Below are 14,641 nucleotides of genomic sequence, written 5' to 3'. Positions count from 1 at the left end.
GGAACCATGGTCCCCGCGCACCTGCGTGCTCGTCTTGTGTCCTGCTGTGCCTAGCGTTCTGTTCTGCTGTACGCCACGTTCGCCTGTACCGCCACGGCCGCGAATCCCGGGAGTGCCTCGCATGGGGACGAATGGATCGACCATGCTGGAGCCGTTGGAGCCTTTAAGGCAGGCCCTCCCGCCCATCGACCCCTCCGCGGTGGCCAGTTCCGCCTCCTGCGCGCTGCCGGCCCGCTTCGAGGCCGTCCGCGGGGCACGCCAGTTCACCAAGAAGACGCTCGGCCAGTGGGACCTGGCGGAGCGCTTCGACGAGGTGGCCCTGGTCGTCTCCGAGCTCGTCACCAACGCCCTGCGGCACGCGCTGCCCGCCGACACCGCCCGCGAGCCGGACGCTCCGCCGGTGCGGCTGCACCTGATGCGCTGGACCAGCCGGCTGGTGTGCGCGGTGCGCGACCCCAGCATGGACTGTCCGTCCTCGCCCGGCGCCGACGACTGCGACGCCGAGTCGGGGCGCGGCCTGTTCCTGGTGGACTCCTTCAGCGACTCCTGGGGCTGGCACCCGCTCACGGGCACGCTGAGCGGCAAGGTGGTCTGGGCGCTGTTCCGCCTCCAGCCGGCCGACTGAGCCCGGACCGGCGCGTCTTTCCGTACCCGCACGGCATGAGGGCCCCCGCATGGGGGCCCGTTCGCGTGTGCGGAGTCTTCGCGTTTCCGGAGTCGCCGATCAGTCCGTGATCAGGTGGTCGAACTCGCCGTCCTTGACGCCCAGGAGCATCGCCTCGATCTCCGCGCGCGTGTAGACCAGCGCGGGGCCGTCCGGGAACGTCGAGTTGCGGACGGCGACCCTTCCGCCGGGCAGCCGCGCGAACTCCACACACGTTCCCTGGGAGTTGCTGTGGCGGCTCTTCTGCCAGACGACACCCTGAAGCTCCGTTGCCGCCATGCCGTTGTACGCGTGGTGCAAGGTCGCTCCCGGGGGGATGTGCAGACGTACATCTGTGAAAGGTCAACTGCCCCGGATCATAGCCGTGTTCATGTGCGCCTGCATGAGCATATGCACGTGCACGCGCGGTACTCGGGTCGTTACAGGCAATTCCACCGGGTTGGACTACTCGTCCACTGGGTATAGACGCGTCCCACGCCCGCAAGGTTCACGCGCTGGTAGCTTGTCGCGTCCGGAAATCGTCGAGGCAAGGGGAAGACAACAGTGCGCAGGCATGTACGTGACGGGGCGGGCGCCGTGGCCCTCGCCGCCTGTCTCGCCCTGGCCGGGTGCTCCGGTTCGGACGGCGGCGACAAGGCCGGCAAGAGCCCGGACGGGGGCGGGAAGAGCGCGAGCCCCACCGCGACCGGCGGCGCCGGAAACGGCAGCAACGGTGGCGGCACGGTGGCCGCCAAGGACATCGCCGGAGCCTGGGCGGCCGTCCTCCAGGGCAAGCCGACCGCTCTGGTGATCAGTGGCACGAACGTGGCGCTGGGCGGCGAACACACGTGCAGCGGCACGGTCAGCGACAACGGCATGGCGATGATCGAGCTCAAGTGCGCCGACGGCAACACCGACCGCGCCGCCGGCATGCCCTCGCTGAGCAAGGACGGCAAGACCCTCACGGTGAAGTGGGAGGGCGGCGCGACCGACACCTTCACCAAGTCGGAGCTGGACGGGAAGCTCCCCACGGGCATCCCTTCGGCGGGCCTGCCGACCCCCTGACCCGGACGCCCCTGACCCGGACGCCCCTTTCACGGACTCCCCCGGCGGGACGACGGCTGCCCGGTGTCCTTGAGGGCCATCGGCGGGGCGGGCGGGGCCAGCGCGTCCGACAGCTCCGCCAGGCGGTCGAGCAGCAGTCCGGCGCCCTTGCGCACCACCCGGTCGGACCGGTCGGGCCCCGCCTGCCCGTCCCACGCGGCCAGCGCCTTCTCCACCTCCTCCCACCGCGGCACCCGCCGCTCCCGCACCGCCCGCGCGCCCCGCTCGGTGGCGCGGCGCAGCGCCCCGGCGAATGCCCCGGCGGCCGGGACCGGGCGCGCGCCGCGCTCGGGTACGTGCGCCTCCATCAGCATGGCGATCCGGCCGAGCTGCTCGACCGCCCGCCCGGCCTCCTCGGCCGCCGACCTGGACAGTCCCCGGTGGCGCACCGGCTCGTGGGTGGCCCGCTCCAGCGCCTCCTGCCAGGCGAGCCGGGCCGCCCGGGTGTCGAGCAGCGTCCGGCGCACCGGGTCGGCGGGAGCCGCGGGGTCGGCGTACCGGTCGGTGACGGCCGCCGCGTACCGCCCGCAGGCCGCCAGCCAGTCGGCGAGCCGGGTACGCAGCCGGGGCGTCTCCCAGGCCGGGTAGAGCGCGTACGCGGCCATCGCGAGGACCCCGCCGAGCAGCGTGAGCAGCACCCGGTCGGGGACGGTCTGGGTCCACTGCGAACCCCCGGTGCCGAGCAGGAAGACCACATACGCGGAGACGCACGCGCTGGCCGCCGCGTATCCCGTGCGCATCAGCAGGTACATCAGGAACGCGCAGACCACCGCCAGCGTGACGGACAGGCCCGGGCCCGGATGGGTGAGCTGGACGAGGCCGGTGGCGAGGGCGACGCCGACGAGGGTCCCGCCGAAACGGGCGACCGCGCGGGAGTACGTCTGGGAGAAGTCCGGGCGCATCACCATCACGGCGGCCATGGGCGCCCAGTAGCCGTGGCCCAGCGGCAGCACCTTGCCGAGGAGGTAGCCGGCGGCGGCGACCGCGCAGACGCGGGCCGCGTGCCGGAAGACCGGGGAGTCGCGGCGGCCCAGTTCCTTGCGCATGGCGGCGAGGGCGAGCGGGACGAGCCGGGGCAGGGTGGGCCGCAGCAGCGGTTCGGCCCCCTCGCCGCCGGTGCCCTCGGCCGTCTCCATGACGTCGCCGAGGAGCGCGGTCAGCCGGGTGGCGGCGCGCCGGGCGGGGCCGGTGAGGATGGCGCCGGTGTCGGGCGTGCGCAGCGCGGCCTCGGCGGGCGGGGGGATGCGCACGGCCTCGCCGTGCCGGATGGCCCGGGCGGCCGCGTCGAGCACGGAGGCGGCGGCGCCGAGCAGTTCCCGCACCCGGTCGCGCTCGGGGCCCTCCTGCGGGACGCCGAGCGCGGGGTCGGCGAGGGAGGCGAGGACCGGGCGGATGCGCTCGGCCACGCCCCGGGACCCGCGCAGCTCCGCCGGGCGGCGGCGGGCCTCGCGGGGGGTGACGGCCGCGGCGAGCCGGGCCGTCATCAGGGGCTGCGGATCGAACGGGGCGCGCGGGTCGTGCCGCAGCCGCCGCGCGTAGTCGGCCACGGCGGCGAGGGCGTCGGCGAGCGCGTCGCGCTGGGCGCCCCAGCGGCGGATCGGGACGAGCACGACCAGGGCCGCCTGGACGACCCCGCCCGCCGCGATCATCGCCGCGTGCCCGGCCGCGGCCGCGATCGACGTGGGCAGGGTGACGGTGACCAGCATGATCGCCACGTTCGACGAGGCGATGATCCCGGCGGTGGGGCCGACCGCCCAGGCGAGACCGGCCGTGAACGTCCACAGGGCGAGCAGGGCCAGGAAGAACGGGGAGTGGGCGCCGACGAGGTAGCCCAGGAAGGTGGAGACGGCGAGGCTCGCGCCGGAGGCGAGCGCCAGCACCGGACGGGGACGCCAGCTGCGCTGGAAGGTGGCGATGGCGGCCTGGAACGCGCCGAACGCCGAACTCACGGCGGCCGTGGGGCCCAGCGCGACCAGGCTGACCCCGACGACGAGGGCGACACCGGCCGCGCCGCGCAGCGCCACGGCGGGTTCGAGCCGCCGCCGCTCGACGCTCAGCCCCGACCGCCCGGCCTCCTTCAACGCGGCGACCCAGCCCATACCCCGAGCGTATCGGGGGGTGGGGTGGGGGCGGGGTTGGCTGGTGGTGGGCGTTCTGGGGAGCCGCCGGGGGCCGGCCCCGATGGGGAGCCGCCTCGGGGTGGGCTCGGCTCGCCCGGAGGCGCCCGGTCGGGGGGCCGGGCGCGTCCGGTCGGGGGGCCGGGGGCGTCCGGTCGGGGGGCCGGCCGTCTCGAAAGGGCGCTCAGGGCCGGGGCAGCCCCGGGCGGTCCGCTCCTCGCCGGGCCCGGTCCGCCGCCGCCCTGCCGTCCCGCCACCCCGCCTCGTCCGTGACCCCCCGCACCCGCGTCCGTACCGTCCGGGGGAACATCTCCTCCGCCCGCCCCGCGACCGCCACCGCCCGCGTCGCCAGCACCGGCAGCAGGTCGGCGGCGGCCGTGGACTCCACCTGGCGGGCCGTCGCCGACAGCAGGTCACCCAGGCGGTTCGCGTACGCCAGCAGGAACGACTGGCGGAATGTCTTCATCCGCTTGCGTCCACCCGCCCGCTGCGCCGCCTCCGCCCGCGTCATCGCCACCGTCCCCTGCACCAGCAGCGAGGTGTAGAGCAGCTCCACCGCCTCCAGATCGGCCTCGAACCCCACGACCGTGGAGAAGCCGAACTCCCCGTTCCACACCGCCTGGCAGTGGTTGGCCGAGGCCACCGCGTCGAGCAGGATCGCCTTGGCCGTCTCGTACGGCGCGTCGACCCCGATCCGGCACGCCCCCGGCGCGTCCCCCTGGCGGCCCTCCGACAGGACCGCCTCGTCGATGCTGTGCAGCGCCATCAGCTCCTGCGCCTTGGCGCTCAGCGCCTCCGCCTCCTCCGGGAACTCCGTCGCCTCCGCCTTGGCCAGCAGCCCCCGGATCCGCGTCAGCGTCTTCGGCTCCCCGTGCGCCGGCGGCACGTACACGGACGCCCCCGGCACCGGCCCCACCGGCTCGATCGCGGGCAGCCGCAGCAGCAGCCGGTACAGCTCAAGCACCGTCGTCGCGCGCGTGAAGCGGTCCGGCTGCCGTTCGCCGCCGCCACGGACGTCCTCCGCCAGCGCCCCCACGGCCTCCATCTGCGCGCCCCACCGCGCCGGCAGCCGCTCGTACCGCTTCAGCTGTACGGAGATCAGCTCCACCACCACCCGTACGTGCGGCTCCGCCAGCTCGCGCCGGACCATCCGTACGACATCCGCGGGCTGCCACCCCCGCTCCCACGCCCGCCCGACCAGCTCCCGCCCGCGCAGCGCGAGCTCGGCGTCGGCGGCCGGGTCGGCGGCGAGCAGGGACGCGCCCGTGTCCAGATCCGCGTCACCCTCCGCGTACAACGCGGCGGCCAGCGCCCGCTCCACCGTGTGCCCCACCGCCATCGAAGTGCCTCCTTACGCGCGCGTGCCCGACCGCACAGATCGTCGCAGCTGCCGAACACATCCACGAACCGGTCCCCCGCCCGCCGCCGTGCCGCCGAACGCCGATGTCAGTGGCCGGTGCCACACTCGCACTCGTGAACGACAAGTGGGCGCTGGATCCCACCGAGGACGGCGGCGCACGGCTCGTCGCCCTCGGACACGACGGTCTGCCCGAGGGCCCCGTGGCGCACGAGCCCGACCTGGCCGAGGCCGTCCGGTCCCGCCCGGGCGTGGGCCGCTGGATCTGGCGCTCGACCGCCGACATCTACCCGCGCCTGCTCGCCGCCGACGTCCGCGTGGACCGGTGCTACGACATCGAGGCCGCCGAACTGCTCCTCCTCGGCCACGAGGGCCGCCTCGGCGAACCCCGCTCCGCGGCCGCCGCCTGGGCACGGCTGCACCACCTGCCCGTCCCCGCGGACCCACCCGCCCGCGCCGCCGAGCCGAGCCGCCAGTCCTCCCTCTTCGAGCCCCCGAGCGGCACCTCCCTGCCCCTCGAAGCCCTGGTCGAGGTGTACGCGGACCAGCAGCGGCGGCACGAGAAGGCCGAGCACCCCGGCCGGATGCGGCTGCTCACCGCCTCCGAGTCGGCCGGGACGCTGGTGGCCGCCGAGATGCACCGGGCGGGCGTGCCCTGGCGCGCCGACGTCCACCGCGCCCTGCTCCACGACCTGCTCGGCGAGCGGTACGCGGGGGGCGGCGAACCCCGCCGCCTCGCCGAGCTCGCGGACCAGGTGTCGGCCGCCTTCGGCCGCCGGGTCCGGCCCGACCTGCCCGCCGACGTCATCAAGGCGTTCGCCGAGGCGGGCATCCGGCTCACCTCCACGCGCCGCTGGGCCCTGGAGGAGATCGACCATCCGGCCGTGGCCCCCCTGGTCGCGTACAAGAAGCTGTACCGGATCTGGACCGCCCACGGCTGGAGCTGGCTGCACGACTGGGTGCGCGACGGCCGCTTCCGCCCCGAGTACACCCCGGGCGGCACCGTCAGTGGCCGCTGGACCACGAACGGCGGGGGCGCCCTCCAGATCCCGAAGGTCATCCGTCAGGCGGTCGTGGCCGACGAGGGGTGGCGCCTGGTCGTCGCCGACGCCGACCAGATGGAACCCCGCGTGCTCGCCGCGATCTCCCGCGACCCCGGGCTGATGGAGGTGGCCGGGCACGACGGCGACCTCTATACCGCCCTGTCCGACCGCGCCTTCTCCGGCGACCGCAACCACGCCAAGCTGGCGCTGCTCGGCGCGATCTACGGTCAGACGTCCGGCGACGGCCTCAAGAACCTCGCCGCCCTGCGCCGCCGCTTCCCCCGGGCCGTGGCGTACGTGGACGACGCGGCGAAGGCGGGCGAGGAGGGGCGTCTCGTACGGACCTGGCTCGGCCGCACCAGCCCGCCCGCCGCAGGAGCCGGCGACGACGGCGAGGCAGGACTGCCCCAGGAAGGCGGCGACGACCTCCCCTCCCCCGACGGGGAGCTCACCCCCGGCTACGCGTCCACCAACGCCCGCGCCCGGGGCCGCTTCACCCGCAACTTCGTCGTCCAGGGCAGCGCCGCCGACTGGGCCCTGCTGCTCCTCGCCTCACTGCGCCAGCAGCTCACCACCGCCGGGATGCGGGCCGAGCTGGTCTTCTTCCAGCACGACGAGGTCATCGTGCACTGCCCGGAGGCCGAGGCCCCCCAGGTGGTCGAGGCGATCCGCACGGCCGGCGCGCTGGCCGGCCGGATCGCCTTCGGGGAGACCCCGGTGAGGTTCCCCTTCACGACGGCGGTGGTGGAGCGGTACTCGGAGGCGAAGTGAGACACCTGATGCTTGGGGCCTGGGGCCCGGGGCCTGGGGCCCGATGCCTGGAGCCCTATGCCCGGGGCCTGGTGCCCGGTGTCCGACGCCCGGTGCCTGATGCCCGGCGCCTGGGACTTGGTGCCCGATGCCCGAGGCCTGGCGCAGCCCGTGTCAGCGCAGCGTGTCCCACTTCGGGTCCAGGGCTATCGCCTTCAGTTGGGACATCGTCAGCGCGGGCGTGGCGCGCGTCGCCATGTCGTGCTGGTTGCCCGTGTTGAACGCACTGATCACCACGCGCAGGTCGTTCTTGCGGATCGTGTCGACCGTCCACCACACCACGCCCGCGCCCCCCTTCTCCCCCGGGCGCTGCTCCTCGCCGACGCGAGTGCCGTTGGGGAGCGTCGACACCGATCCCTGAAGCGGCACGTCCCCCATGCCGGGCTGGACGTTGATGCCGACCAGGCTCCTGCCCTTACCGTCGTCCACGACCGCGAACGCGTACCCGCCCTGGTTGCCCTGGTCGACGACCTTGAGGGTCTTCGGCAGGGACGCGACCAGTTCGCGCTGCATCGAGGCCCCACTCGGCTCGCCCGGCGGCACCGGTTCCCGCCGGGGCACCTTCGCTCCCGCCATGGTCGTCTTCCACACCTCGGCTGTGACGACCGCCTTCATCTGGCCCCCGGTCAGCGGCGGGTCGACTCGGCTGGTCGCCGCACCCTTCTCAGCGGGCGCGTTGTACTCGCTCGCGTCTATCAGCACGCCCTTCGGGGTGACCAGGGTGGCCCGCCAATTCTTCGTCTCCTCCCGGTGGTCCGGGTACTCGTACCCCTGGAAGAACATGAACCGTGAACCGTCGGGAAGCACTTCGGCCGTGCAGTGGTCGTAGTCCGTGATCGCCTTCGACCGGCAGGTCACGTACTGGGCGGCGCTCTGGCTCGCCGGATCAACAGTGCTCAGCGCGATGCTGATCGACCCCTTGCCCCTGCCGTCGTCGAAGACGACTGAGGCGCTCGGCATCGAGGCCTTGCCGGCCGCGCCACCCGAGCCCCGGCCCTGCTCGTCACTCGTCTCCCCGTGCGGGAGCAGGCCGATGAGGTTCTTGACCATCTGCTCCGCGCTGACAGAGACCCCATCCGGGAGCGTCGACTTGGGCGGCGCCGCAACCGACGCCGCCGCGCCACGACCGGAGCCGCCGGAACCGCCGCTGTCACCGGAGGAGCCGCCGACCAGTCCGGTTGCCCAGGCGCCGCCGAGGCCCACCGCGGCCAGGGCCACCACACTGCCGGTCACCGTGGCGACCCGGCGCCGGGCCACCCTGCGGCGACCGCTGATCAGGGCACCGTCGAGCAGCGCACGGCTGTCCTGCGGGACGAAGCCGTCGCCGGTGCTGCGCATCGCCTCACCGAGCTGGTCTTCAAAAGGCATGGTGGAACCCCACTCCTCGCTTCGTGGTCAGTAGCTCGTGGCTTGTGGTTCGTGCTTCACGATGGGCGATTGGCGATTCGCGGTTGGCGGTTCGCCCGATTCGCGCATCTGGATGCGTGCGTATCTCTTGGCGCCTGGGCCCCTTGGTGTCTTGGTGCCTGCGTCGTTGTGGGTGCGTGCTGTCAGAGCGCGGCGAGTTCCGCCAGGCTGCTGCCCAGGTGTTCACGCAGCTTGGCCAGCGCGCGCACCGAGCGGGTGCGGACCGCAGCCGAGCTGACCCGCATCGCCTCCGCCGTCTCCTCCACGCTGCGGTCCTCCCAGTACCTCAGGACCACCACCGCGCGGTCCTTGGGGCCCAGCCGGGCGAGCGCGTCGAGCAGGGCGAGGCGCAGAGCCGGATCGCCATCCGTGGTCACGGCCCGGTCCGGCAGTTCCCCGAGGGGCCGTTCGTCGGCCGACCGCCTTCGCCGGTGGGTGAGGAAGGTGCGCACGAGGATCGTCTGCGCGTACCCCGCGGGGTTGTCGATCCGGGACATCCGGCCCCACAGCGCATATATCCGCCCGAGCGTCTCCTGCACCAGATCCTCGGCGAGATGGGTATCTCCGCTGGTCAGCAGGCACGCGGCACGAAAAAGGTGGCTCGTGCGGCCGGACGCGAACTCAAGGAACTCGTCCGTGCGTGCTTGGCGCGCCTGGCGCCCTTGTCTCGGCTGCTTCTGCAGCCCCGGCCTTCTCATGCTCTCCCCCGACCCTTTGCCCTCCCCTACACCTCATTGACGCGCCAGGGGCCCGGGAATGTTTCACCCGGCTTCCGTGCCGGTGGGAGCCGAGGCGATCGCAGGCGTTCCGAATTCTCGGTCCGCCTTCTCGGTCCGCCTTCTCAGACCTCCCCGACCTCTCCCATTCCTTCCTTCTCTTCCACTTCTTCCGTCTCCGCGTCGAGCAGCGCCGAGACGTACTCCTCCAGTCGTCCGGCCAGCAGCTCGGGCGTCAGGTCCGTACGCCCCAGTTCCCGCCACGGGCCCGCGACCTTCTCGGCGTCCGGCGCGTAGGCGAGCGCGTCCAGGAGCTGCCAGTACAGCAAACCGTCACCCAGCCGTCCGCCCTCGGCGGTGTACCTGGCCACGAACTTCCGCGCGGCCCCGACCCCGTGCAGCAGCGCCAACGCCGTGGAGCAGTGCGCCACATCGAGCGCGGCCGGGCCCCACGACGTCTCCACCCAGTCCACGACCCCGCTGACCCGCAACGCGTCGCCCGCGCCGCTGAACAACACGTTCCCCGGATGGAAGTCCCGGTGCAGGAAGCAGCCCTCGTACGGGGGCGGCGGCTGCCGGATGACGTCGGTCGCCCGGCGCCAGAGGTCGGGCCGCGCAGTGTTCTCGGGGACGCGCACCCGGTCGGCGGAGGTCCACGGCTCGTACTCCCTGGGCCGCAATCCCTCCGGCACCCGGATGCGGTGAATACGCAGCAACTGCCGCGCGAGCAACGCGATCCGCGCCTCCAGATCCTCGCCGTCGAGCCGGACAGTGCCCTCCAAGCGGGTCATCAGCAGCGAGGGGTGGTCGCAGTGCTCCCCCTGTGGGTCGGCCGCCACGAGTACGGGCGCGGGCACGTCCGTCCCCGCCAGCAGCCCGAGCACCGTGGCCTCGCGCCCGAGGAGGCCGGCCGCGTGCCGCCGGTAGAAGGGCTTGGCGAAGGACCGCAGGACCAGCTCCCTCCGTACGTCGGCGCCACCCTCCGCACGGACGCCGGCTGCAACCTCCGCACGTATATGGCCGTCGGCCTCCGCTCCCGCACCCGCGCCCGTCCCCGTCCAAGTCCCCTCCATACGCACCACTCGCATCTGCGACGTCCAGCCGCCCCGCAGCGCCTCCGCTTCCCGTACGCGTTCGCCCTCGGGGAGGGACTTGTCCACCCAGCGGCGGGTCAGCTCCCAGCCGTCCGCGCCCAGGTCGTCCAGGACCGCGTCCACGAAGCGTCCACGTTCGGCCGGGTGCTCCCGGAACCAGAACCCGAGGCGATGGTGCGCGCCCTCGAACACGAGGCGGGTGAAGCGGGACTCGTTTCCGGCGGACAGCGCCTCGGTCACGGCCTCGGTGACGGCATACGGAATGATCTCGTCCACTTCGGGCACGGCCAGGACCACCCGGGTGCGCAGCGCCCGGAGGACGTCCAGGGCGCGTGAGCCGCGCCAGCTGTCGGGCGTACGGAGGATCTCCGTGAAGCGCGAGACGGGCGCGTCCGGCGGTGTACCCGGCGCTCCCGGCTCGGCCCCGAACGGTTCGGACCAGGCCGCGTCCGCGTACACGGCGGGCGCGCACAGGCCGATTCCCGCGACCCGGGAGCCGTAGTGCGCGGCCAGGTCGGCGACGGTCTGGCCGCTCATGCTGAAGCCGGTCAGAACGAGGCTCTGGCCGGGCGGGACGAACGCGTCGATCGCCGCCCGTGCCTGACGGAAGCGGCGTTCCAGGCTCAGTTCGGCGAGTTCACCGCTGGAGGCGCCGTGGCCGGAGAAGTCGAGGGCGAGGACGCGGTGGCCACGGACGCGGAAGTCCTCACCCAGCTCCGCTAGCCGCGCCTTGTCGCCGGTGCCGGCACCGTGCAGCAGGACGACCGTGACGGAAGGGATCACTCCGTCCGGCTCCGCCACAGCGCAGCTGATCCGCTCGCCGTCGAACTCCCCAACCAGATCGGTCACTTCCGTCCGGCCCATCACGTCCGTCAGACCAGTCACGTCCGTCAGGGCGGTCAGGGCCGTCAGGCCGGTCAGGGCCGCCCCATCCGCCGACTCGGTCCGGTCCGTCGATCCCGTCAGGTCCGTCATGCGCGTCGCTCCCCCGCCGATCTCCGTGACCCCCAGCCTAAAGTCCGGGTCCGACAATGCCCGGGCTCCAAGATCACGTTGCGGGGGGCAGTACCCGGCACAGCGCGTCCAGCGCCGCCTGATAGCCGTGGTCTGGCGGGGTCGCGTAGCCGACCACCAGGCCGTCCAGGGCGGGCATCGTGGCGTCCGGGTGGCGGTAGCCGGCGAGCCCGTCGAGGGCGATCCCCTGCCGGGCGGCGGCGCTCAAGGCAGCGCCTTCGGTGCCCGGCGGGAGTCGCAGGACGGCGTGGAGCCCGGCCGCGATCCCGGCGGCCGTGATGTGCGGGGCGTGCTCGTCGAGGGCGGCGAGGAGCTGGTCGCGGCGGGCCCGGTAGCGCTGCCGCATCCGCCGCACATGCCGGTCGTACGCACCGCTGTCGATCAGGTCCGCGAGGGTCAGCTGGTCCGGGACGCTCGCCCACGCCTCCCGCAGGCCCTTCGCCGCCAGCACCGGCGCGACGAGCGGCTCGGGCAGCACCATCCAGCCCAGCCGCACCGCCGGGGACAGGCTCTTGCTGACCGAGCCGAGGTAGACGACCCGCTCGGGATCGAGTCCCTGCACCGCCCCGACGGGCTCGCGGTCGTAGCGGAACTCGCCGTCGTAGTCGTCCTCCAGGAGCACCCTCCCCCGCGCGCGTGCCCAGTCCACTGCGGCGGCCCGGCGCTCGGGGTGCAGCGGTCCGCCGGTCGGGAACTGGTGGGCGGGGGTGAGCAGTGCGGCCCGTACGCCCTTGAGCTCCGGGTGCCCGGTCAGCTCCGCCACGCGCGCGCCCTGCTCGTCGAGCCCGATCGGCACGGTCCGCACGTCCGCCCCCGCCAGCAGGGAACGGTGGAAGGCGAGCCCGTACGACTCCACGGCGAGCGGGCCGCGCAGCACGCGACCGCCGAAGAGGAGCCGCAGGGCGTGGGAGAAGCCCGAGCAGACCACGATGCGGTCGGCCGTGGTGCGCACTCCCCGTACGCGCGCGAGGTAGGCGGCGAGCGCCCGGCGCAGCTCGATACGGCCCTGCGGATCGCCCGGCCCGAAGGCGTCGTGGGGGGCCGCGTTGAGCGCGCGGCGGGCGGAGGACAGCCACGCGCCGCGCGGAAACGATCTGGCGTCCGGCTGTCCCTGCATCAGGTTGTGGGCCGGGGCGGCGGCCCGGGGCGGCGTCTTCACGGCCGCGGGATCGGACCGTACGGGCTCGGCGCGGGGCGCGACGCGGGTCCCCGAGCCCTGGCGCGCGGTCAGCCAGCCCTCGGCGACGAGTTCGGCGTACGCCTGGGCGACGGTGTTGCGCGCGAGCCCGAGATCCGCGGCGAGCGAGCGGTACGGCGGCAGCCGCGTCCCCGGCGTGAGACGTCCCTCCTGGACGGCCGAGCGCAACGCGCGCGTGAGGGCCGCCCGCCGGCTGCCGGATCCGGCCAGTTCCACATGGAGGTCGGCGCCGATCCGCTCCGCGGAATTGACCCATGAGCCCGCCATGAAACACCCGTTCCGTACGTGGTCGCCGATGGCTCAGCCTAGGCGGAGCGACGGTCTCCGTAGTCCACGTCCGGCTCCACACTTGAACGGCACGACGCAAAACGCCGAGCATGAACATGCCCTGCTCCAGCGGGACTTGAGCGCGGGTCGAGGTCGCTCCGTACTGGCCAACTGCCCCACCCGTGGCGCGGGATCCGTGGCAGGATGCCGATCCCTCGGACGCGGGGGATCACGGGGGGAGAGGTCCGCGGGGGATCGAAGGACCCCGGATGATCCCGGAGCGACCGCAGGCTCAGGAGATCGATGAGGATCACAGGGGAGAGCAAGGCATGATCACACGCAGGTCGTTCATCGGGATGGCGGGCGCCGGGGCAGCGGCCCTGTCGCTGTCGGGCTTCACCACCGCCACCGCCACGACCGCCGGCCAGTGGGACCGGCTGCGCACGCATCTGACGGGCACGCTGGTGCTGCCGTCCGACGCCTCGTACACGGCGGCCAAGACCGTCGAGTACGGCCAGTACAGCCTCACCAATCCGCAGGCCATCGTGTACGCGGCGAACGCCGACGACGTGACGACCAGCCTGATCTTCGCCCAGTACCACGACATCCCGGTGACGGCCCGAAGCGGCGGCCACAGCGGCGGCGGCTACTCCACCACCACCGGCCTGGTCATCGACGTCTCCCGGCTGAACGCGGTGAACGCCGGCTCCGGCACGGCGACCATCGGCGGCGGTACGCAGCTGGTCGACGTCGTCAACGGGCTCGGCGCGAGCGGCCTGGCCATACCCGGGGGCATGTTCCCGACCGTGTCGGTCGGCGGCTTCCTCCAGGGCGGTGGCGTCGGCCTGCTCACCCGCAACTCCGGCCTCGGCGCCGACAAGGTGACCGCGGCCAAGGTCGTCCTCGCCAACGGCCGCCAGGTCACCGCGTCCCCGAGCTCCAACCCGGACCTGTACTGGGCGATCCGCGGTGGCGGTGGCGGCAACTTCGGCATCGTGACCCAGTACACGGTCACTCCGACCGCCGTCCCGAACCTAAACGTGGCCGAGCTGCTGTTCAGCTACGACCACGCGGTCGGCGCGATGCACGGCCTCACACAGTGGCTGGAGACCGCGCCCACGACGTTCGGCAGCCGCTCCAACATCGACCTGTTCGACTCGGCGGCGGGCAACGCCCCTCTGGTGACGCTCCTGGTCACGTCGATCGGCACGCGCGCGGAGTTCGACACCGAGATCGCCCGGCTGATCGCGCTGACCGGCGCGGCCCCGATCCAGCAGAATGTCTACACGGACACCTACAAGTCCGCGATGATGAAGATCTTCGGCTGCGGCTCGTACTCGCAGCAGCAGTGCCACAACAACACCTGGGACCCGGCGAACGGCAAGCTCGCCCCGTTCGGCCACGTCCTGGGCCGCGGCCGGTTGCTGAGCAGATCCCCCTCGGAGACCGAGTGGGCGCGGCTGGTCGGTGTCTTCGACACCGAGCGCACGGCGGGCCACTTCCACAAGTTCGAGATCATGGCGCTGGGCGGCGCCGCCAACAAGGTCTCGCGCAGCTCGACGGCGTACGTGCACCGCGACAGCACCCTGCTGATGTCGTACTACACGTTCGCCTTCGGCATCCTCTCGGGCGACCAGCTCGCCTCCGGCCAGCGCTTCGTCGACAACGGCTTCACCGCGGTCGATCCAATCTCCCGGGGCGAGTCCTACCAGAACTTCATCGACCCGGCGCTGACGGACTGGCGCAACGCGTACTACGGCGCGAACTACGACCGGCTGTCGTACATCAAGTCCAAGTACGACCCGTACGGGGTGTTCTCGTTCGCGCAGGGCATCGACTGACGGCCGACGCCTGACTGATCATCAAGTACC

11 protein-coding genes are annotated in these 14,641 nt (G+C 73.2%); 4 read left to right on the top strand and 7 right to left on the bottom strand.

Features of this window, described 5'->3' with window-relative positions:
- The first annotated feature begins 121 nt into the window (after positions 1 to 121).
- Positions 122 to 625 carry an ATP-binding protein gene (locus ABZ404_RS29355; RefSeq protein WP_358831937.1) on the top strand — a complete coding sequence of 168 codons (504 nt, stop codon included), beginning with the start codon at positions 122 to 124 and terminating at the stop codon, positions 623 to 625.
- A gap of 99 nt (positions 626 to 724) precedes the next feature.
- Here the strand turns inward: ABZ404_RS29355 and ABZ404_RS29350 are convergent, their stop codons facing one another.
- On the bottom strand, positions 725 to 964 hold the full coding sequence (locus ABZ404_RS29350) for a DUF397 domain-containing protein (RefSeq protein ID WP_180357232.1): 240 nt from the start codon (positions 962 to 964) through the stop codon (positions 725 to 727).
- A gap of 243 nt (positions 965 to 1,207) precedes the next feature.
- Between ABZ404_RS29350 and ABZ404_RS29345 the strand changes: the two genes are divergently transcribed.
- Complete coding sequence (locus ABZ404_RS29345; protein WP_358831938.1) at positions 1,208 to 1,708, top strand: hypothetical protein; 501 nt, start codon at positions 1,208 to 1,210, stop codon at positions 1,706 to 1,708.
- 29 nt (positions 1,709 to 1,737) lie between these two features.
- Here the strand turns inward: ABZ404_RS29345 and ABZ404_RS29340 are convergent, their stop codons facing one another.
- Complete coding sequence (locus tag ABZ404_RS29340) at positions 1,738 to 3,846, bottom strand: FUSC family protein (RefSeq protein ID WP_358831939.1); 2,109 nt, start codon at positions 3,844 to 3,846, stop codon at positions 1,738 to 1,740.
- Between the two features lie 202 nt (positions 3,847 to 4,048).
- Entirely contained in the window at positions 4,049 to 5,203 is a 1,155-nt protein-coding gene (locus ABZ404_RS29335; protein ID WP_358831940.1) for a DUF2786 domain-containing protein, read from the bottom strand.
- 134 nt (positions 5,204 to 5,337) lie between these two features.
- Between ABZ404_RS29335 and ABZ404_RS29330 the strand changes: the two genes are divergently transcribed.
- On the top strand, positions 5,338 to 7,035 hold the full coding sequence (locus tag ABZ404_RS29330; RefSeq protein WP_358831941.1) for a bifunctional 3'-5' exonuclease/DNA polymerase: 1,698 nt from the start codon (positions 5,338 to 5,340) through the stop codon (positions 7,033 to 7,035).
- Positions 7,036 to 7,188: 153 nt separating this feature from the next.
- Here the strand turns inward: ABZ404_RS29330 and ABZ404_RS29325 are convergent, their stop codons facing one another.
- The 4 genes from ABZ404_RS29325 to ABZ404_RS29310 all read right to left on the bottom strand — a co-directional run bounded on the left by ABZ404_RS29325 (position 7,189) and on the right by ABZ404_RS29310 (position 12,770).
- Positions 7,189 to 8,442: a hypothetical protein gene (locus ABZ404_RS29325; RefSeq protein ID WP_358831942.1), complete on the bottom strand. Its 1,254-nt coding sequence runs from the start codon at positions 8,440 to 8,442 to the stop codon at positions 7,189 to 7,191.
- Between the two features lie 182 nt (positions 8,443 to 8,624).
- A complete protein-coding gene (locus ABZ404_RS29320; RefSeq protein WP_358831943.1) occupies positions 8,625 to 9,179 on the bottom strand; it encodes a SigE family RNA polymerase sigma factor in 555 nt (184 codons plus the stop codon).
- A gap of 143 nt (positions 9,180 to 9,322) precedes the next feature.
- The gene (locus tag ABZ404_RS29315; RefSeq protein WP_358831944.1) at positions 9,323 to 11,266 is read right to left on the bottom strand and encodes an alpha/beta fold hydrolase; all 1,944 of its coding nucleotides are present in this window, start codon (positions 11,264 to 11,266) and stop codon (positions 9,323 to 9,325) included.
- 73 nt (positions 11,267 to 11,339) lie between these two features.
- A complete protein-coding gene (locus ABZ404_RS29310) occupies positions 11,340 to 12,770 on the bottom strand; it encodes a PLP-dependent aminotransferase family protein (RefSeq protein WP_358831945.1) in 1,431 nt (476 codons plus the stop codon).
- A 329-nt stretch (positions 12,771 to 13,099) separates the two neighbouring features.
- On the opposite strand from ABZ404_RS29310, the gene ABZ404_RS29305 reads away from it, so the two are divergent.
- Complete coding sequence (locus tag ABZ404_RS29305) at positions 13,100 to 14,611, top strand: FAD-binding protein (RefSeq protein ID WP_358831946.1); 1,512 nt, start codon at positions 13,100 to 13,102, stop codon at positions 14,609 to 14,611.
- Positions 14,612 to 14,641 lie beyond the last annotated feature (30 nt).

Origin of the sequence: Streptomyces sp. NPDC005878, from assembly GCF_040629815.1 — a bacterium.
Taxonomy (GTDB): Bacteria; Actinomycetota; Actinomycetes; order Streptomycetales; family Streptomycetaceae; genus Streptomyces.
This window is presented reverse-complemented; position numbering and strand designations above follow the sequence as displayed.

Excerpts from the sequence above, each read along its gene's own strand:
- ABZ404_RS29355 (WP_358831937.1), top strand. The coding sequence starts at position 122 with ATGGGGACGAATGGATCGACCATGCTGGAGCCGTTGGAGCCTTTAAGG.
- ABZ404_RS29340 (WP_358831939.1), bottom strand. The coding sequence starts at position 3,846 with ATGGGCTGGGTCGCCGCGTTGAAGGAGGCCGGGCGGTCGGGGCTGAGC.
- ABZ404_RS29335 (WP_358831940.1), bottom strand. The coding sequence starts at position 5,203 with ATGGCGGTGGGGCACACGGTGGAGCGGGCGCTGGCCGCCGCGTTGTAC.
- ABZ404_RS29325 (WP_358831942.1), bottom strand. The coding sequence starts at position 8,442 with ATGCCTTTTGAAGACCAGCTCGGTGAGGCGATGCGCAGCACCGGCGAC.
- ABZ404_RS29320 (WP_358831943.1), bottom strand. The coding sequence starts at position 9,179 with ATGAGAAGGCCGGGGCTGCAGAAGCAGCCGAGACAAGGGCGCCAGGCG.
- ABZ404_RS29315 (WP_358831944.1), bottom strand. The coding sequence starts at position 11,266 with ATGACGGACCTGACGGGATCGACGGACCGGACCGAGTCGGCGGATGGG.
- ABZ404_RS29310 (WP_358831945.1), bottom strand. The coding sequence starts at position 12,770 with ATGGCGGGCTCATGGGTCAATTCCGCGGAGCGGATCGGCGCCGACCTC.
- ABZ404_RS29305 (WP_358831946.1), top strand. The coding sequence starts at position 13,100 with ATGATCACACGCAGGTCGTTCATCGGGATGGCGGGCGCCGGGGCAGCG.